Origin of the sequence: Paenibacillus sp. MZ04-78.2 (assembly GCF_024213375.1) — a bacterium.
In the GTDB taxonomy this organism is placed as follows: Bacteria; Bacillota; Bacilli; order Paenibacillales; family NBRC-103111; genus Paenibacillus_G.
The window spans coordinates 36422-55726 of the sequence record NZ_JANAVJ010000004.1; the positions used below are offsets into that span (position 1 = coordinate 36422).

Here is a 19305-nt window from a genome sequence, read left to right on the forward strand (position 1 = left end):
CATAAAACGGTTGATGCCGGTCGCTTATCGCGGCCTGTCCATTTCGGGGGCCTCAAGCTTCCGTTCGCTTTGGCTGGCGCGCTTGCTTTTCCATTCGGATACGACGACGCCAGCAAAAATAAGGCCGATGCCGAGCCACTGGAGCAAGCCGGTCTGCTCTTGAAGCAGCAGGCTGGAGCACACAATGACGACGGGCAGCTCAATCGCCCCGATGATGGAGGCTAGGCCGGTACTGAGGTGCGGAGCGCCCTTGGCAAACAAGTACGACGGAAGGACCATGCCGAACAGGCTGAGAATGACCGCCCATCCCCACAGGCCGTTCGTCAGCGCGCCGCTCCACAGAAACGTCGGCGGATAAATAAGCGACACGACGATAACCGCCCCCGTCAACATCCAGGAGCTGCGCAAAATCGCAGGCACCTCCGTCGCGACTCTACCGCTGAAATAGAGGGTTATCGTATAGCTTGCGGCCGCAAGCAGCCCAAGCCCGATACCGGTCCAACTGAGCTGAGGGATGCTGCCTTTGAGAAAACCGGAGGCCAACAGCGTACCGGCCAGCACAACGACAACGCCGATGAGCTGAAACCGATTCGGCGCTTTTTTCTGCAGCAGCCAGTCCGCGAGCAGCCCCATCCAGGTGAATTGGAACAGCAGCAGCACCGCGAACGACGCGCTCAACGTCTGCAGCGCGTAGTAGTAAAAGACGCCGGTCAGGCCCGTAAACACCCCGCTGCCGAGCAGCTTCAGAAAGACGATCCTCGGCATCTTCTTCATGTAGCCCCAGCATGGAATGCCCAGAAGCCATAGAACCACAAAGCCGAACAACACTTGGCTGCCCGTCACTTCGGCGGGCGAAAAACCGTCCTTATACGCCAGCTTGACGAAAGTGGACAATATCCCGTACGATGCAGCGCCGGTCAATACCAATAGGGTTGCTTTTAATCGTTGCGAAACAATCATGACTGATCCTCGGTTCTAGTTAACCCTCACCCACCCGCGGCGGCTCCGGCTGTTAAAACCGGAAGCCCCACAAACAAAAAATATAGCAGAACCCGGGCCGAGTTTCAAGACTTGTTTTAATATCGATAAACTGACTGAAGTAAGTTTTTTGTTTGAAAATGGCTGGAAATGTGATAATATTACAGATGTGTTTGCCTGACTCTAGTAAGGTAAACAAAGTTATAAGAAGCCAAGGTGGGTACGATGAGCCGAAGAGAAGAGATCAAGAAAACCGCCGTGGGACATCTTCTGCAATACGGTTACGAGGGCACGAAGCTGGCGGATATTGCCCGAGAGGTAGGAATTAAGAAGCAGTCGATGTACGCTCATTTTGAGAACAAAAAAAATCTGGTTGTGGAAATCCACGAGAACGCAACGAAGCAGGAAATCGCCTATTTGACCACGTTTTTTCACGAGCATAAGGGAGAGCCGTTGCGGACGCTGCTGCGCACTTTCGTTGAGGAGATGAAAGACCGCTACGCGACCAACCGGAATGTGAAGCTGATGTTTCTAATGGCGTTTATGCCCCCCGAGCCGCTGCAGGAGTTATGCATCACGATGTACGAATTGTATTCGCATCATTTGCTTCATCAGTTGGAGCTTGCTTTTCAGCTCGATTCGACCCTTCGGGTCAATCCGAAGGAAGGCGCGCTCGCCGTGCATACAATTTACGAAGGCTTGACCACCAAACTGATTTTCGACAGCCCCGATTATTTTATCGAAGCGGCCGAAACAACCTTTTCCTTGTTGTGGAAAGGAATACTTTATAGAGAAGATAGCTAGAGGTGTATTATGCAAAATGAAAACAGCAAGCTGACAGCCCTGGAATCCGATTCCGTAGGCAAAGTATTCGTCCGTTATTTGGTCCCGTCGATTGTCGGTATGTTTATGATGTCCATTAACGTCGTGGTCGACGGCATTTTCGTCGGGCGGCGGCTCGGCGAAGTCGCACTGGCGGGGGTTAACGTCGCCTTTCCCTTATTTTCGATTTATTTAGCCATATCGCTATGGGTCGGCATCGGCGGCGCGGCTCTGTACTCCAGATCGTTAGGCGCCAAAGATGCGGAGCAGGCACGCTCGATCTTTACTCATTCGCTTACGCTCATCTTCAGCTTGACGCTCGTCGTGGCAGGGATTGCTTATTTGTTCCGGGAAAATCTGGCGTTGTTTCTTGGAGCCAACAACGAGACGATGCCTTATGCGATGGAATTTATGAACGTGCTGCTGACCTTCGGTTTCGTCATCACCGTTCAAAATGCGTTCAGCATCTTTGTCCGCAATGACGGCAATCCGAATCTGGCGATGATTTCTCTGATCGCCAACGCCCTCAGCAATATCGTGCTGAATTACGTGTTCTTATTTGTTCTCGACTTCGGCGTAGCCGGGTCCGCATGGGCGCTCATTGGCGCATCGGCCATCGGGGCATGCGTGCTGTTCACGCATTTTCTGCGCAAGGACAGAACGCTCCGCTTCGTCAAGCTGCGTTTATCGTGGAAGCTGGCCAAAAGCACGTTCACAATCGGCTTTCCGAGCTTCGTCGCGGAATTGGGCATCGCCGTATTTACGGCAGGCTACAACATGGCGATGGTCCGGTGGGCAGGCACGTTAGGTGTTTCGGCCTTCTCCATTGTAAATTATGTGCACGGCGTGATGCTGATGTTGTTCATCGGCATGGGATCGGGCATTCAGCCGCTGATCAGCTACTATCGGGGCGCGAAGCAGCAGGCCCGGGAGCGGGAAACGATCCGCCTCGCGGTAAAAACGTCGATCGGCATCGGGGTGGGCGTATTTCTGATCGGCTTGATTACGGCAGACGGCATCGTCTCGTTGTTCGGCTCGTTTACCCGAGAGGTTCATGAATTAGCCGTTACCGGTATACGTCTGTTTTTCACCGCCTATTTGTTCATGGGCGTCAACTTTGTCATGATGACGTACTTTCAATCGACCGACCAAGTCAAAATGGCGACTTGGATTACCATAGCGCGTGAGATGCTGATCATGGTCGCCCTGCTGTTCACCCTGCCCCATGTCATGGGAACGGCCGGAATTTGGCTCTCCATTCCGCTTTCGGAGCTGATTGTCGTCCTTACCGTGTATGCTTATATCCGCAGGCGTTCCCGCAGTGTCGCTTCGGTCAATGCCGCCTCGTAACGGAGGCCACACTTCTAACAGCTTTTCCGCAGCGAATCAGCCGCTCGGCCCCATCATCGCATGGACCGGGCGGCTTTCCTCGCGTTATGGCGTACAGTGGGCGGGCCCGTCCCGCTCTACCTTCAGGGCCGGAGCTTCGTTCGCGTATAAATTTTACCGCCACGCACGGTCATCTGCACCTCCCCGTCCCTGTCCGTCCGCTGCACGCTTATACCGTACGACGTCAACCGATCCAGCACCTGCCGGTTCGGATGCCCGTAAATATTATTCACCCCGGCGGAGACGACCGCGTGCTTCGGCCTCCAGGCGTTCAGCCACTCTCCGGTCGTGGACGACTTGCTTCCGTGGTGGGCCACCTTCAGCACATCAACAGGCTTGTATACTACCGGTACCGGCGCTGCCGCCCCCGGCGACGACGCAGGTTCACGGGCGACAGGAGCCAGTGCGTCCTCTTGAGCCAGTTCCCGCGATACCGCCGACCATCGGTCGAGCAGATTTCGCTCCTCGGCCCGCCCGATATCGCCTGTAAACAGCCAGCGAGTACCCGCCATCTCCATTAAAAACACGATGGAGCTCGGATTTTGATCCCGCTCTACCCGTACTCCCTCCCGCTCCCCCTCCGGCAGCGGGTACAAGAAATGAAGCGTCGTGCCGGCGTCGACTTGCAGCGTATCTCCCGCCTCCACCTCGACCAGCTCCGTTCCCTTTTCCAGCGCGGTTTGAAACAGCTTTTCCACGGACGGCAGCGGCTTTAAAGTCCCGTTAAACAAAAATCGCCGCACCGGAATGTGCTCGAGCACCGCCTGTAAGCCGCCGAAGTGATCGGCATCCTGATGCGTCAAAATCAGCTCGTCGATTTGCTGCACGCCGCGTTTTTTGAGCAGCGGCACCAGCAGCTTCCGGCCTACTTCGTACGGGTTTTTCCTTTCCTTCCACGCATCCTCCGGTTTGCGGAAGGAGACGGTTCCTCCCCCGTCCACCAAGATCGTATGGCCTCCCGGGAGCGTCTGGATCAGGATGCTATCCCCCTGCCCCACATCTAAAAACTGCACGCGCCCTTCGGCTGCTCCGCGTTCGGGATCATAGCCGTACCAGAGCAGTCCCGCAAAGCCAAGCAAGCTGGCGGGCAGCAGGACGTACCGGTTCATCGTTTGCCGGGTTAGAAACGGCAGCTTGTTGGTTTTGACCCCATAAAGCATCGGTTCGGGCGCAGCCGACTCATCCTTGGCCGCAAACGGCTGCAGCAGCACAAGCGCCGCGCACAGCAGCCCGTAATAAGCCAATATCCATACCGGCGAAGGGCTCGGCCAAATCGTTTGGAAAGCATCCAGCTTGCTCGCTTGCTCTATCACGTAAAACAGCAGCTCGTTCGTCTTGGCAATTAACCACCCGAGCCAGCCCGCTCCTGTCCTCCAAAGAAACCCAAGCAGCATGGCGGCCGTCCCGCCCGGCATCACCCATACGCTGAACGCTGGAACCAGCGCAAAATTGGCAGCGAATGACATCAGGGAAAATTGATTGAAATAATAAATCGACAGCGGGAACGAGATCAACTGCGCGACAACCGTAATCGAAAGCGCGTCCCTCAGCTTCGCGCGCTTTATCGGCAGCAGCTTGTTCATTTGCGGAACGCCGAGAATGAGCCCCAACGTCACGAGAAACGAAAGCTGAAAGCTGACATCCAGCAAATAATACGGATTCCAGACGAGCATGCCGACTCCTGCGATCAGCGCGATGTGGAGCCCGTCCTTGAGCCGGTTCCGGTAAGCGGCATACAAGCCGATCATCGCCATTATGCCGGCGCGGACGATTGAAGGCGAAGCCCCGGTGACGGCGATATACAGCGGCATGAGCGCCAGCGCGGTAAGCAGAACCGTTTCCCTCGTCAATCCGAAGCGGCGCAGCAGCCAGATCAAGCACCCCAGAAAAATAGCGACATTGAGGCCGGAGATTGCGATAATATGGGTTAAGCCCAGCCGGGAAAACTGCTCGAATTGCTTCGGTTCGATCTCATCCGTCAGGCCGATCAGCATGCCTTTCATAAAGCCGCTTTGATCCGGAGGGAACAATTGGTCGATCTGTCCCGCCAGCCGGTCCCGAAAGCGGTCAATGCCGCGCATGGCAAGCCAGCCGCCCCACTCGCCGGAGTCCGGTGGCGTTACAATGAGTTCCGCTGTCCCTTTTGCCGTCATCTGCCAATGAATATGCTGCAGCCGCAAATAGTTCCGGTAATCGAAGCCGCCAAAGTTACGCGCTTCCGCCGGGCGGCGCAGCGTTCCGTCCAGCTCGATCCGGTGGCCCCGCTCCCAACGTCTGGCCGTTTCCTGCTCCTCCCGGGCAAGCAAGCGGATCGAAAACTGCATCCGCTCGCCCTTGCCGCCATTCCGTGGTACACCAAGGTCGGGAATCGCTACGGACTCGGCTTCGGCCTGAAAGGAAACGCGGTCTCCGTTTACCGAAACCGGCGTCACGATCCGCCCTTGAAAATGCACGCTGCTTACTTCATCGGTCTGCAATTCGACCAAGCTCCGGTTTCGGGCATCATGGTCGCCGTATACGCCCGCCGCTGCCGCGACGATCAACAGACTGCGGAGCCAAACGGTCCCCTTTGGTCTTAAGATCATCGCGGCGCAATACAGCATTCCTGCAGCCATAGCCAGCCACAGATTCATCCATGGCAGCCGCACGATCACCGCAATGGCATAGCCTATACCCCAGCATACCGCGAACGCTACGATCGGTCTTTGAGACATCCGCTCCTCCTTCCAGCAAACAAAAAAAGAACCTCTTCCGGGCGCATGCATGACGCACGCCCAAAAAGAGGTTCTTCCTCCTAAGCTTTGGATCGCTCTAATTTTTCACTTCGCTGACCGTTCCGACCGGAGGCTCGTAGTTTTCAAGCTGCCGGAACGTCATTTCGCGCTGCTCCATCAGCGCTCGCACCTTGTCGGTGTCTTTCGGATACGGCCGATGGAACACGATTTCCGACACGCCGCTGTTCGCGAGCATATTCGCGCACGTCCAGCACGGCTGATCGGTCACATAAACGACGGACCCTTCGCGGTCCTCCCGGTCCGTAAACAACAGCAGGTTTTGCTCCGCATGGATCGTCCGGATGCAGCGCTGCTTCTTGACCACCTGCTCCTTGCCGTCCGATGCGACCAATTCGTACTCTTCCACGAGCATGCAGCCCGCTTCCGAGCAATCCGGCACGCCCATCGGAGCACCGTTATACGCCGTGCCGAGCAGCTTCTTCCCCTGCACCAGGACGGCCCCAACATGCCTTCGGCTGCATTGGGAGCGGGTGGAAGCCATATAGGCGATGTCCATAAAATACGTATCCCAATCTTTACGCGCCATCATGCTGCTCAAGCTCCTTTATGTTTTGCGGCTCTATTTCTTGCTTGCCTGGATCGCTTGATCCAGGTCGTAAATAATGTCGTCAATCGCTTCCGTCCCGATGGACAGACGAATCATCCCCGGCGTTACGCCTGCCGCCGCCTGCTCCTGCTCGCTAAGCTGCTGATGTGTGGTGCTGGCCGGATGAATGATGAGCGACTTCGAATCGCCGACGTTCGCCAAATGGGAGAACAGCTTTACCGCATTGATCACTTTGCGCCCTGCTTCCACACCGCCTTTGATGCCGAACGTCATGATGGCGCCCTGGCCTTGAGGCAAATACTTTTTCGCCAGCTCATGCGACGAATGGCTCGGAAGGCCGGCGTAGCTCACCCAATCCACAGCTTCGTGCTTTTCCAGGAATTCGGCAACCTTTTGCGCATTCGAGCTGTGGCGCTCCATACGAAGATGAAGCGTTTCGAGACCTTGCAGCAGGAGGAACGCGTTGAACGGCGAGATCGTAGCGCCCATGTCGCGCAGAAGCTGCACACGCGCCTTGATAATGTAAGCGATCGGCCCGACGGCGTCGGTATACACGACTCCGTTGTAGCTCGGGTCCGGTTCGGTCAGGCCGGCAAATTTGCCGCTGGCCTTCCAGTCGAAACGGCCGCCGTCGATGATAATGCCCCCGATCGAGGTGCCGTGTCCGCCGATAAATTTAGTCGCGGAATGAACGACAATGTCTGCCCCGTGTTCGATCGGACGGCAAAGATACGGGCTTGGGAACGTATTGTCGATGATCAATGGAACGCCGTTCTCATGCGCAATAGCCGCTACGGCAGCAATGTCGAGCACATCGCCCTTAGGATTGCCGATCGCCTCCGCGAACACGGCTTTCGTCTTCGGCGTAATGGCTTTCCGGAAATTTTCCGGATTGCTCGCATCGACGAAATGCACTTTAATTCCGATTTTCGCCAGTGTATTTGCAAACAAATTGTAGGTACCGCCGTACAGGGTGGACGATGAGACGATCTCGTCGCCCGCTCCGGCAATGTTAAGGATCGAGTACGTGATGGCCGCTTGACCGGATGCTGTCGCCAGAGCTGCGGCCCCGCCTTCGAGCGCAGCAACGCGTTTTTCGAACACGTCGGTCGTCGGATTCATAATGCGCGTGTAGATGTTGCCGGACTCTTTGAGAGCAAATAAATCGGCGGCGTGATCCGTATCGCGAAATCCATAGGACGTCGTCTGGTACAAAGGAACTGCTCGGGACATCGTCGTCGGGTCAATCTCCTGTCCTGCGTGAACGGCCAACGTTTCCAAAGAAAGCTTGCGCTCTTCTGACATACTGCATCCTCCTTATAATCAACAGAAATGATGGATAATCGTACCTATTTTCGCACATTCCGCTGCAAAACGAAAGCTTTCTCCGCAAAACAATTTCAGACATAATTGCATGGCTTGGCCGACTCAAGGCTCCAAAGTGACGAGAGGCCTTATTTTTTGCAGCGTTTTTTTGCCGATTCCCTTCACTTCCAGCAGTTGGTCCACGGATTTGAACGAGCCGCCGAGCTTCTTGCGAAGCGCGACGATCGCTTGGGCCCGGCTGGGTCCGATCCCCGGGAGCTCGTCAAACTGTTCGGCGGTAGCCGTGTTCAAATTGATTTTGCCCGTAGCGCTCTCCGCCGGCTTCCCGGCAGCCGCCTTCGCCGGTTCGGAAGCCGTCCCGGCGGCAGAAGCTTCTTGCTGCGGAACGTCCGCTGCAGGAGGCTTTGCCGATGACTCTGCGGCAGCCTTCTCCGCGACCGGACTCCCTTTCGGCTCCGCCGTAGCGGTTTTTTCTCCTTTCTGTGACTTCGCATCGTCCGGAAGCGCGCTCGCCTGCCTTGCTTCGTTCTGCTCCTGAAGCAATTTTCTCATTTCCTCGTCCGCCGCCTTAAAGCCCGCCGGTACGCCGTTCGAGGTCCAAGGACGCCAAAGCAGCAGTAGAATGACAACGCCAGCGGCGAGCGCCAGACCGGCAAGACGAACCAAAGCTTTTTCTGAAAAATGGGGCATGGCTCCACCTCGTTTCTTCATCGAATCTTGGTCGAAAAATCGAATGCATGGTTTTACGCACCGCCTCATATCCATGTAGAAGGCTGCAATCCAGTCAGGGGGGATCGTCATGCAAATAGGATTTATCGGAACAGGCAGCATGGGCAGTATTCTCATCGAAGCGTTCATTCAATCCGGCGCAGTCAGTCCGGAGCAGCTCGTTGTGACCAATCGCACCGCCCGCAAAGCGGAACAGTTAGCGGAAAGCTACCCGGGCCTGCAAACAACCCGTTCCAATAGAGAAGCTGCAGCCGGAGCCCGGATTCTTTTTCTGTGCGTCAAGCCGATGGAATTCAAAGCCGTCATCGATGACATCCGGGATGCGGTCGCTCCCGAAACGGTCATCGTTTCCATTACAAGCCCGGTGCAAATTCGTCATTTGGAAACACTGCTTCCCTGCAAAATCGCCAAGGTCATTCCAAGCATTACCAACTATGTGCTCAGCGGCGCGACACTGTGCATTTACGGAGAGCGGATGACCGACGAGGATCAAGCGCGGCTGGAGCTGCTGCTGTCCCATATTAGCGCCCCCATTCGCATCCGCGAGGAGCATACGCGCGTCTCTTCGGACATTACAAGCTGCGGCCCGGCGTTTCTGGCCTTTTTCGTGCAAAAATTCGTCGAGGCCGCCGTTGCCGCCACCGGCATCTCCGAGACGGAGGCCACGCAGCTTGCGGCCGAAATGACGCTCGGCACCGGCAGGCTGCTGACCACCGGAGGCTTTACGCCCGCTACCCTGCAGCAGCGGGTATCCGTTCCCGGCGGCATTACCGCGGAAGGTCTCCGCATCATGCAAAAAGAGTTGTGCGGGGTCTTTGACGACCTGATCCGCACAACTCATGCTAAATACGATGAAGATGTGGAAAAGGTGAAAGCCCGTTTTTTCGGCCCGTAAGCCGAACAGAACGCGATGCTTTCACGTCCTTTTCCGATATGAATCGCCGTGCTCCGATTCCGGAGGGCGGTTTTTTGTTTTCCCGAACGATGTTGCTTCTTACCCTACGACGATATTGACAAGCTTGCCTTTGACGGCTATCACCTTGCGGACGGTTTTACCCGCCATCGCTTCCTTGACTTTGGCCAAGCCAAGCGCCAGCTCCTGCATCGTCGCTTCGTCGGCATCCGCCGCGATCGTGGCGCGGTCGGCGATTTTGCCGTTCACTTGGATGACGATTTCCACTTCGTTGTCGACCGTCCACGCTTCATCGTATACAGGCCATGCCTCATAAGCGACGGTACCGGAACGACCGAGCTTCTCCCACAGCTCTTCCGCCAAGTGCGGCGCGATCGGAGACAGCATTTGCACGAAGTTTTCCATCGCCGCTTTCGGCAAACGGTCCGTCTTGTACGCTTCGTTGACGAAGATCATCAGCTGGCTGATCGCCGTATTGAAGCGCAGCGCATCATGGTCTTCGGTTACTTTTTTAATGGTACGGTGCCAGGTCCGTTTGAAGGCTTCGCTGCCCGCATCACCGTCTTCTGTAATTTTCGCGCTCAGCCCTCCGTCTTCGCCGACGAACAAGCGCCAAACGCGGCTCAGGAAGCGGAATGTGCCTTCTACGCCGTTCACGTTCCAAGGCTTCGTCGCTTCGAGCGGCCCCATGAACATTTCGTACATGCGCAGCGTATCCGCGCCGTACTCGCCTACGATTTCGTCCGGATTGATGACGTTGCCGCGCGATTTGCTCATTTTCTCCATGTTCTCGCCGAGAATCATGCCTTGGTTGACCAGCTTGTAGAAAGGTTCTTTCGTTTCCACAACGCCGAGGTCGTACAATACTTTGTGCCAGAAACGGGCATACAGCAGATGAAGTACGGCATGCTCCGCGCCTCCGATATACAGGTCGACCGGCAGCCATTTGCGCTGCAGCTCTTTGGAACAAATCTCGTCCTTGTTCTTCGGATCGATAAAGCGCAGGTAGTACCAGCAGCTTCCCGCCCATTGCGGCATCGTGTTCGTCTCGCGGCGCGCTTTGAGACCGGTTTCCGGATCTACCGTGTTCACCCAATCCGTCACATTGGCCAGCGGCGATTCGCCCGTGCCGGAAGGCTTGATTTCGTCCACTTCCGGCAGAAGCAGCGGCAGCTGATCTTCCGGAACGGTTTTCATCGTGCCGTCCTCCAGATGGAGGATTGGAATCGGCTCGCCCCAGTACCGTTGACGGCTGAACAGCCAGTCGCGGAGACGATAGGTTACTTTGCCGTGGCCTTTGCCATTGCTTTCAAGGTGCTCGATCATTCGCGCGATAGCCTGCTCGTTATTTAAGCCGTTCAGGAAATCGGAATTGACGTGCGGGCCATCGCCGGCGTATGCTTCTTTGGTTACATCGCCGCCCTGCACCACTTCCACAATCGGCAGGTCGAACTGCTTCGCGAATTCCCAGTCGCGCTGGTCGTGCCCCGGCACCGCCATGATCGCGCCTGTTCCGTATCCGGCCAGCACATAGTCGGCGATCCAGATCGGCACTTTGCTGCCGTTCACCGGATTGATCGCATAAGCGCCGGTAAAGACGCCCGTTTTTTCCTTCGCAAGATCGGTACGCTCCAAGTCGCTTTTGCGGGCTGCGCGTTCCTGATAATCTTTCACCGCTTGAGCCTGCTCTGGTATCGTAATACTTGCTACAAGCTCATGCTCGGGTGCCAATACGCAATAAGTCGCCCCAAACAGCGTATCCGGACGGGTCGTGAATACTTTCAGACTATCATTCCCGTGTCCGTCGATCGCAAACGTCACTTCGGCGCCCGTAGACTTGCCGATCCAGTTGCGCTGCATATCCTTGATGCTTTCGGACCAATCGAGCTCTTCGAGATCCTCCAGCAGGCGCTCCGCATACTCGGTAATCTTCAGTACCCATTGACGCATCGGCTTGCGGATGACCGGATGGCCGCCGCGCTCGCTCAAGCCGTCGATGACTTCTTCGTTGGCCAGCACCGTACCGAGCGCCGGGCACCAGTTCACCGGCACCTCATCCACGTAGGCGAGACCTTTTTTATACAATTGAACGAAAATCCATTGCGTCCATTTATAATATTCGGGATCGGTCGTGCTGAATTCGCGGTCCCAATCGTAAGAGAAGCCGAGCGACTTGATCTGTCTGCGGAAATTATCGATATTGCGGAACGTGATATCGCGCGGGTGCTGTCCCGTATCGAGCGCATGCTGCTCCGCCGGCAAACCGAAGGCGTCCCATCCCATCGGATGCAGAACATTGTAGCCGCGCATCCGTTTATAGCGGGATACGATGTCCGTTGCTGTGTAGCCTTCCGGGTGCCCGACGTGAAGGCCTGCGCCGGAAGGATACGGGAACATGTCAAGCGCGTAAAACTTCGGCTTGCTCTCGTCGTCCAGCACCTTGAACGTTTTATTTTTCTCCCAATATTGCTGCCATTTCGGCTCAATCGCCAAGGGGTTGTACCCTTGCTGTTCTTTGGCTTCCTGTGCCATCTTGTGTAGACCTCCTTCGATTCAAACAAAAAAGCCCTCATCGCTAGCGCAACGCTAGGGACGAGAGGCTTATTTCCCGTGGTACCACCCTAGTTGACTCAGGCATGCTTTGCCCGGGTCCACTCTCCCCTTAACGCGGGGGACGTTTGCGGCTGTGACCGGTGAAGCTTGCGCTCGGTTACGGTCTTTTGGCCTAACGGCTCGAAGATGAGTTCGCTGCCTGCTTCTACCGGTTCCCACCTGCCACCGGCTCTCTGAAAAAAAGCGCTGCAGTTACTAGTTCTTGTCACGGCCTTTTGCATATATGATCCAATTAGGTCTCATTATATGAAAAACGATTCCTCCGTGTCAAGCCGGGCCCCCCGACTTTCCCGAAGCTGCCGGATAAAACACCGCCGACCCCATCGCAAACGGCCGCCTCCCGGTTACATCCTCCGCAACTTGGCCATACTTTCTAATAAATGTATTCTAATTCGAAGCTTATTACGGAGGTTGAGCCGCATGAAAGGATTCGTCAACGGGGTCATGCTGTCGCTCCCGCTATGGGGGATGATCCTGTGCCTGCTGCAACTGATTATCCATTTATCACGTTAACGAAATAACCCGCCTCCGTTTCCCCCAACATCAAGCTCAATCCAGCGGTTTCACTGCCACAAAAAACGCCCGCTGCGTATCGTCCGTCGGCGCTTTGAACATAAAATCGGCATAGCATGCCGTCTCGGAAAATCCGGCCGCACGTAACCGCTCCTGCACCCAATCGAGTCGATACGCCCGCTGCACATGAAGCTCCTCAATCCGGTGATACCGCTCCGTCATGGCGTCGTCAGACCCTTCCGCCCAAGCGTCTCCTTCCCGCACGAACAATGTCAACTCATGCTCGATTTCGCAGCGGCCTGGATCAAAATCACAGGTCCAGATGTAGGCGACATCGTCATCGTTCAAGAAAAACGGCTGCGATTCCGCATAGCTCTGAAGCTGGCTCTGCGTATGCATGTCGAACACGAACCCGCCGCCCGGAGCAAGCCCGTCGTATACCTGCTTGAAGGTCCGCTCGATGTCTTCTTCTTCCAGCAAATAGTTCAAGCAATCGCAAAACGAGATGACCGCGTCGACCTGGCGGCCAAGCTCCCATTCGCGCATGTCCTGCTGGAGCCACATCACGCTTCCGCCCGCAGGAAAAGGCTTGCTCCGCTGGGCGCTTTCCGATTTTTGACTGGCCATAGACAGCATATCCTCCGACAGATCGATGCCGACGACTTCGTAGCCGAGCTGCGCCAAAGGGACCGCTATGCTCCCGGTGCCGCAGCCCAAATCGACCACGCTTCGGGGCGTTCCGAACTTGTCCCAGCATTCCCGCGCAAAGCGGAGCCAATCGTCATAGGGCATATCCTCCATCAGCCGGTCGTATAAATACGAAAATTGTTCGTAAGCCACGGCTTGCTCCTCCTTCACCGAACAGACAAAGGCCGGCTCCGAAGGGTCTTTATTCGGATGCCGGCTGCGATGCCGCTTCTTTTTTCAAATAAGTCCAGCTGCCTTCCTGATAAACCAGACCTTCCTTCATCAGCTTGCCGATGGCGCGCTTGAAGGCGGATTTGCTCATGCCGAACCGCTGGCTAATCAAATCGGCCGGGGTTTCGTCCGAATACGGCATCGCCTGATTCGGGCGCTCTTTCAGGAAGGCCAGCAGCTTCTCCGAATCGGTGTCGCGTCCGACTTCCTTACGCTCGCGCATCGAGCAGTTGACGTTGCCGTCCTCGCGTACGAACGTGACGCGCACCTTCACCTGTTCGCCGAGACGAAGCAACTGGGTTCTTTCGGACGCATGAATAAAGCCGATGACGCCGAACCCGATCACACCGCCGTCGCAAACGATGAACGAGCCCATTTGCAGCGGCTTGTAGACGCGGGCGTCGACCCAGGTGTTGCGCCAGCTTGCTGGAGCATCGAAGCACAGCTGCTTAAGCCGGTCTTCTCCGGCCACTTTGGCGACGAGCCGTCCTTGCCGGTCGTGAGCGAGTACGACGAATACGCGGTCTCCGACTTCAGGACGCAGCTCCTTGAGCTCAGGCAGCTCTTTAAAAGGAAGCAGCAAATGACGTCCGAGCCCCATTTCGAGAAAGCATCCGAAGCGCGGATGGATGTCGACCACTTCGAGAAGCGCGACTTCTCCGAGCGTTACGAGCGGCTTTCGCATCGTCGCCGCCAGTCGATCCTCGGTGTCGTGAAACAAGAATACCTCGACCTGCTCCCCCGGCTTCACTTCTCCAATGGCTTCGCTGTAATGGAGCAGCACGTCCTGCGTGCCGTCCGTCAAAAAATAGCCATGCGGCGAGATTTCTCTCGCCACGTCCAAACGTCGGATCGTTCCGGCTTCCAGCCTCATACCCGTTCGACCACTTTCGCGTCGGACCACAGCCGCTCGATGTTGTAATATTCGCGGTCGTCGCGGTGGAACACGTGAACGACGACGTCGCCCAAGTCGACAAGCACCCAACGGGCCGTTTCCATGCCTTCGAGGCCGCGAGTTCGTGCGCCGCGCTCTTCCGAACGTTTCTTAATCTCGGTCGCGATTGCTTGCACCTGCGTTTCGGAATTGCCGTGGCAAATGACGAAGTAATCCGCAATCAAAGAAATACCGCGCAGGTTCAATGCCGTTACGTCCATCGCTTTCTTATCTTCGGCCGCATCGACCACGAGCTGCATAAGCTCATCCGGTTGAATCGTCATATCGTTTCCTCCTGTAAGTAAATCATACCGTTTCTCCCCGCTCCTCCAACTCCCGGATCAGTCCGTTGCGAGCTTCGAAGGTCAGCGGGTAAATCCTCTTGCCTTTCTCCAATAAAAAACGGATCGTTCCGTCAAATCCGGCTATAAGTGCCTTCTCTAAACTATGTTCGGCGTTTTGGCGAATATTATGCACGCCCGGAAAATCCCGGCCCGGCTCCATGTAATCCGCCAGACAAACGACCTTGTCCAGCAGCGTCATCCGCCCGCGTCCCGAGGTGTGAAAACGGATCGCATCCAATACTTCCTCGTCGCTTACGCCGTACTGCTCCCGAGCAATCCACGCGCCCGCGTGGGCATGCCACAGCTCTTTGTCGTAATCGAGCAAATCCTGAGGCAGTTCGTTCTCCCGGATGATGCGCGCTTGCTCGTCCACGCGCCAATATTTGCAGACGTCGTGAAGGATAGCGGCCAGTTCGGCCTTTTCCGGGTCCGCCCCATAGCGCTCCGCCAGTTGCACCGCCGTTTCCATCACGCCAAGCGTATGGTTCCAGCGCTTCTCCGGCATCTGGGTGCGAACCGATTCGATCATTTCCTCACGCTTCATACAAACGGTTCACCTCGATATAATGATTTACCCGGTCCGGGACCATGTAACGCACCGATCGCCCCGAAGCCCGCCGCTGCCGGATTAACGTGGACGACAGCTCGATTTGCGGCATCGGCACAAGCTTTACCGATTGCCGGATGGCATCGGGAAGCCCCTCGTAGCCCGTTTCGTAGCCCGGCCGCTGCAATCCGGCGAACGAAACCAGCCGGGCCAGCTCGTCGATCTTGTACCACTTCGGCAAATATCGGACCATATCGGCTCCGATAATATAAGTAAACCGATAGCCGGGATGCTGCGCCCGAAGCATCGTTACCGTCTCGATGCTGTACGATACGCCGCCTTTGCGCAGCTCCATATCCGAAGCCCGGAAGTTCGGGTGCCCCTCGACGGCAAGCTTGACCATCTCCAGCCGCTGCCGCGGGGAAGCTCCGGGCGCTTGTTCTTTATGCGGAGGAACGTTTGTCGGCATAAACCATACTTCGTCGAGTTCGAGCCTCTCGCAAACGCTTTGGGCGGCAATCAAATGCCCGATATGAACGGGATCGAAGGTGCCGCCCATCAGACCGACCTTCATCCGGCATCCCCCTCTTTTTAGCTGAAATGCCGCTTCCGACGCCGTAGGCTTAGACCGGAAGCTCGATCGTTTTATGCTCGCGGGATTCCTTGTAGAGCACGACGATTTTGCCGATCACTTGAACCAGCTCTGCGCCGGAACCTTTCGACAGCTGCTCGGCTACTTCGCTCCGGTCCTCCATACAGTTGTTAAGCACCGTTACTTTGATCAGCTCGCGGACTTCCAACGCCTCGCTGATATGCCGGATCAGATGATCGTTTACGCCGCCTTTGCCGACCTGAAAGATCGGGTTCAGATGATGCGCCAATGAGCGCAAATACCGTTTTTGTTTGCCTGTTAACATGGTGGTTGTCCCTCCTAAAGTAGCACCCTCCTAAATCCTCCCTTGTAGGGAGGACCCCAAAGGGCTGCGCCCTCTGGACACCCGAAAGGAGCGTGCCTGCTGCGGGGCCGGCGTTGAAGATGCGTCGGCGCAGGAACGCTTTCGTCCCTTCGGGACACGCTCGCATGCGGCGTTCTCTCCATACGTTATGCCCAGGGTGCGCTGCGTTGCGTCGTGCGGTTTTTCATTTATTGCGGGGAAGGAGCCGCCTCATGACGCTGTCATGAAGCTCTCTGTCGGCGCAAGGCGCAAACCGGGCGTCAGGGGCTCATGACCTTGTCATGAAGCGCCCTGGAATGCAACATCTCGAACCCCAAAACCCACAAAGTAAACCCTTGCCAAATCCGTGCCTAACCCAAACATGGGCGTTCTTCCAATTGTTTCAAAAGTTCATTAATTCATTCTAATGCTCCGGCTCCGAAAAAGATTGTTCCACCACTTCGCGCATGGCGGCGATCGGAGCTGGCTGGCCGGTCCAATATTCGAACGCGTAAGCGCCTTGGTAAATGAACATGCCGAGGCCGCTGTGAATGATAGCGCCGCGCTGGTCGCGGGCTTCGCGCAGGAAACGGGTGATCAGCGGGTTATACACCAGATCGCTGACGACCGTCTCAGGGCGAATTAGCGAAATGTCCATCGGCACTTCGTCCACGTTCGGATGCATGCCCAGCAGCGTATTATTGACGATCAAAGCGGCCTCTCCGGCCAGCTTCGGAATCTCGTCGAGGCCGTGGCCGGAGACGCTGCCGAATTCACTCATCGACGAAGCGAGGTCCAGCGCCTTCTCCTTCGTGCGGTTCGCGATGTAGATATGCTCCGCGCCTTCGCGGGCCAGTGCGTAACCGACGCCGCGCGCCGCTCCCCCTGCGCCGATCATCAGCACCTTGCGCCCCTTCAGCGAGATGCCCGTCTCTTCGCGGAGCGAACGCATATACCCGATGCCGTCGGTATTGTAGCCGATCAGGCGGCCGCCTTCGTTGACGATGGTGTTCACCGCTCCGATGGCGCGGGCTCCTTCGTCGATCTCGTCCAAATAGGACATGACTTCGACCTTGTGCGGAATGGTTACGTTGACTCCGCGGAATTGCAGCGCCCGGATGCCGGCCACCGCGTCCTTCAACGTGCCGGGCAAGATGTGAAACGCTCCGTATGCCGCGTTGATTCCCGCCGCTTCGAATGCCCGGTTCAGCATGATCGGCGATTTGGAATGCCGGATCGGATCGCCGAACACTCCGTACAAAATGGTGTGGCTATCCAGTTTATGCTTGCTCATTCTCGTCCGTTCCTCCCGCTCCCCGCTAAATGACCGATTCGCGAACCGCGACCTTCACGCCTTTGGGGACGTGGATAGCCAGTTCCGCCCCGGCGGCGCCGTTGACTTTGATCCAGCCGAGACCCGAGATCGAAACGTCCAGATTCGCATTCTTCGGAATGCGGATCGGATGCTTGGTCAGCTTGGGCAGATCCTCCAGCTCTTCCCGGGTTGGCGGCGTCAAAAGCACGCCCCGGTGCTCCTCATACAGCTCGTCCGCCCGCTCCAGCTTCGTCCGGTGGGCCTCAAGCGCGTTGGAGACGTAGAACGTGAACGACTGCCGTTCGCCCTGCACGAAATCGAAGCGCGCCAAGCTGCCGAAAAAGATCGTCTGCCGGTCGTTCAACTGGAACACCAGCGGCTTGATCGGCCTGTCCGGCATGACCTTCATCAAATCCTTCTTGCTGACGAGCTCCGTCAGACGATGCTTGTACACGATGCCCGGCGTATCGATGATCGAGGCGCCGTCGTCCAGCGGAATGCGCACGAGATCGAGCGTCGTGCCCGGATATTGCGAAACCGTCAGCTCGGCGTCCAAATCGCTGTAATCGCGAATAAGCCGGTTGATGAGCGTCGATTTGCCGACGTTTGTCGCCCCGACGACATAGATGTCGCGCCCTTTGCGGTGCAGCTCCAACGCTTCGATGACCCGCTCGAAGCCCATATTTTTTTTCGCCGAGCACAGAACGACTTCCACGACCCGGAGTCCCGCTTCCTTCGCCTGTCTCTGCACCCAGTTCACGATCCGGTTGTAGTTCGTCACTTTGGGGAGCAGATCGATTTTGTTCACGACCAGAATGACCGGATTCGTGCCGACAAACCGCGCCAGACCGGAAATCATGCTGCCCTCGAAATCGAAAATATCGACAATGTTCACGACCAGCGAGTCCGTTCCCCCGACATGGGTGAGCAGCCGCAGGAAATCGTCCTGATTAAGCGTAATGCCCGAAGCTTCATTGTAATTTTTGATGCGGAAACACCGCTGGCAAATGATCGGCGTGCGTGCAAGGGCTTGAGCCGGGACATAGCCGAGCTGATTCGGCTGCTCCGTTTGGAGCGCTACGCCGCAGCCCGCACAGTGGTTGTTTTCGGAATGTTGATTATGGGCCGTCATACGTTCCCTACCTTTTCATTATAGTTAATGCGGCCTTTTCGATCCTTCGGTTTACCTTCGTAAAAAAGCCCTCGTCCGCAAGAGAGATCGGCTGGACGAGGATGGTATAAAGCCCCATCCGGTTGCCTCCCAGCACGTCGGTCAGCATCTGATCCCCGATGACCACCGTCTGCTCCGCCCGCAGATTCATGATGCCCATGGCTCGCCGGAACGCGGCGCTTGTCGGCTTACGGGCGCGATAAATGAAAGGCAGGGACAACGGCTCGGCGAACTTGGTTACCCGGTTGCGCTGGTTGTTCGACACAATGACGACCTGAAAGCCGAGTTGCCCCACGACTTTCAGCCAATCCAGCAACTCCGGCGTGGCAAGAGGCGCTTTGGCTCCTACCAGCGTATTGTCCAAGTCCGTTATGATGCCGCGATATCCCTGCTCCCATAACGCTTGAAGATCTATGTCAAATATCGTGTTGACTTGTTGACGCGGAATCAGCTTTTTCAGCAAAGAATTCACCTCGAGAGACATTAGGCTGTATACGTCAAACTATACCATAACTG

General features: G+C 56.4%; 18 protein-coding genes and 1 other annotated feature. Of the genes, 3 read left to right on the top strand and 15 right to left on the bottom strand.

The features are described from left to right. Window positions 1-24: 24 nt before the first annotated feature. On the bottom strand, window positions 25-960 hold the full coding sequence (locus tag NLX71_RS04650; RefSeq protein ID WP_254362329.1) for an EamA family transporter: 936 nt from the start codon (window positions 958-960) through the stop codon (window positions 25-27). A gap of 243 nt (window positions 961-1203) precedes the next feature. On the opposite strand from NLX71_RS04650, the gene NLX71_RS04655 reads away from it, so the two are divergent. Continuing rightward, the gene (locus tag NLX71_RS04655; protein WP_254362330.1) at window positions 1204-1782 is read left to right on the top strand and encodes a TetR/AcrR family transcriptional regulator; all 579 of its coding nucleotides are present in this window, start codon (window positions 1204-1206) and stop codon (window positions 1780-1782) included. Window positions 1783-1791: 9 nt separating this feature from the next. Next, window positions 1792-3150, top strand: a complete 1359-nt coding sequence (locus tag NLX71_RS04660) for an MATE family efflux transporter (protein ID WP_254362331.1) — start codon at window positions 1792-1794, stop codon at window positions 3148-3150. 122 nt (window positions 3151-3272) lie between these two features. On the opposite strand, the gene NLX71_RS04665 is transcribed toward NLX71_RS04660, so the two are convergent. From NLX71_RS04665 to NLX71_RS04680, 4 genes are all read right to left on the bottom strand, one after another. Next, window positions 3273-5903 carry a DNA internalization-related competence protein ComEC/Rec2 gene (locus NLX71_RS04665; protein ID WP_254362332.1) on the bottom strand — a complete coding sequence of 877 codons (2631 nt, stop codon included), beginning with the start codon at window positions 5901-5903 and terminating at the stop codon, window positions 3273-3275. 97 nt (window positions 5904-6000) lie between these two features. After that, window positions 6001-6513, bottom strand: a complete 513-nt coding sequence (locus NLX71_RS04670; RefSeq protein ID WP_254362333.1) for a deoxycytidylate deaminase — start codon at window positions 6511-6513, stop codon at window positions 6001-6003. Between the two features lie 30 nt (window positions 6514-6543). Next, window positions 6544-7836 (bottom strand): homocysteine synthase, encoded by a 1293-nt coding sequence (locus tag NLX71_RS04675; RefSeq protein ID WP_254362334.1) that lies wholly within the window; start codon window positions 7834-7836, stop codon window positions 6544-6546. A gap of 123 nt (window positions 7837-7959) precedes the next feature. Continuing rightward, window positions 7960-8547, bottom strand: coding sequence for a ComEA family DNA-binding protein (locus NLX71_RS04680; protein ID WP_254362335.1), 588 nt, complete (start codon window positions 8545-8547; stop codon window positions 7960-7962). 109 nt (window positions 8548-8656) lie between these two features. Here NLX71_RS04680 and comER point away from each other — a divergent pair, with 109 nt between their 5' ends. Beyond that, window positions 8657-9481 carry a late competence protein ComER gene (comER, locus tag NLX71_RS04685; protein ID WP_254362336.1) on the top strand — a complete coding sequence of 275 codons (825 nt, stop codon included), beginning with the start codon at window positions 8657-8659 and terminating at the stop codon, window positions 9479-9481. A gap of 99 nt (window positions 9482-9580) precedes the next feature. On the opposite strand, the gene leuS is transcribed toward comER, so the two are convergent. The 10 genes from leuS to NLX71_RS04735 all read right to left on the bottom strand — a co-directional run bounded on the left by leuS (window position 9581) and on the right by NLX71_RS04735 (window position 19273). Next, the gene (leuS, locus tag NLX71_RS04690; RefSeq protein WP_254362337.1) at window positions 9581-12031 is read right to left on the bottom strand and encodes a leucine--tRNA ligase; all 2451 of its coding nucleotides are present in this window, start codon (window positions 12029-12031) and stop codon (window positions 9581-9583) included. A gap of 53 nt (window positions 12032-12084) precedes the next feature. Further along, window positions 12085-12330 (bottom strand) — a binding site (T-box leader). Window positions 12331-12661: 331 nt separating this feature from the next. Further along, complete coding sequence (locus NLX71_RS04695) at window positions 12662-13465, bottom strand: class I SAM-dependent DNA methyltransferase (protein ID WP_254362338.1); 804 nt, start codon at window positions 13463-13465, stop codon at window positions 12662-12664. Window positions 13466-13514: 49 nt separating this feature from the next. Further along, window positions 13515-14417 carry a CvfB family protein gene (locus NLX71_RS04700; RefSeq protein ID WP_254362339.1) on the bottom strand — a complete coding sequence of 301 codons (903 nt, stop codon included), beginning with the start codon at window positions 14415-14417 and terminating at the stop codon, window positions 13515-13517. Further along, complete coding sequence (gene rsfS / locus NLX71_RS04705; RefSeq protein WP_254362340.1) at window positions 14414-14761, bottom strand: ribosome silencing factor; 348 nt, start codon at window positions 14759-14761, stop codon at window positions 14414-14416. The genes NLX71_RS04700 and rsfS overlap by 4 nt, the downstream gene beginning before the upstream one ends. A gap of 22 nt (window positions 14762-14783) precedes the next feature. Next, window positions 14784-15365 (bottom strand): bis(5'-nucleosyl)-tetraphosphatase (symmetrical) YqeK, encoded by a 582-nt coding sequence (gene yqeK, locus NLX71_RS04710; RefSeq protein ID WP_254362341.1) that lies wholly within the window; start codon window positions 15363-15365, stop codon window positions 14784-14786. Then, window positions 15355-15942, bottom strand: coding sequence for a nicotinate-nucleotide adenylyltransferase (locus tag NLX71_RS04715; RefSeq protein ID WP_254362342.1), 588 nt, complete (start codon window positions 15940-15942; stop codon window positions 15355-15357). Before NLX71_RS04715 ends, yqeK begins: the two co-directional genes overlap by 11 nt. A gap of 49 nt (window positions 15943-15991) precedes the next feature. Continuing rightward, window positions 15992-16285 (bottom strand): ribosome assembly RNA-binding protein YhbY, encoded by a 294-nt coding sequence (yhbY, locus tag NLX71_RS04720; RefSeq protein ID WP_254362343.1) that lies wholly within the window; start codon window positions 16283-16285, stop codon window positions 15992-15994. A gap of 442 nt (window positions 16286-16727) precedes the next feature. Then, window positions 16728-17597: a shikimate dehydrogenase gene (locus NLX71_RS04725; RefSeq protein WP_254362344.1), complete on the bottom strand. Its 870-nt coding sequence runs from the start codon at window positions 17595-17597 to the stop codon at window positions 16728-16730. A gap of 25 nt (window positions 17598-17622) precedes the next feature. Beyond that, on the bottom strand, window positions 17623-18750 hold the full coding sequence (gene yqeH / locus NLX71_RS04730) for a ribosome biogenesis GTPase YqeH (RefSeq protein WP_254362345.1): 1128 nt from the start codon (window positions 18748-18750) through the stop codon (window positions 17623-17625). A 7-nt stretch (window positions 18751-18757) separates the two neighbouring features. Next, a complete protein-coding gene (locus tag NLX71_RS04735; protein ID WP_302058082.1) occupies window positions 18758-19273 on the bottom strand; it encodes a YqeG family HAD IIIA-type phosphatase in 516 nt (171 codons plus the stop codon). Window positions 19274-19305 lie beyond the last annotated feature (32 nt).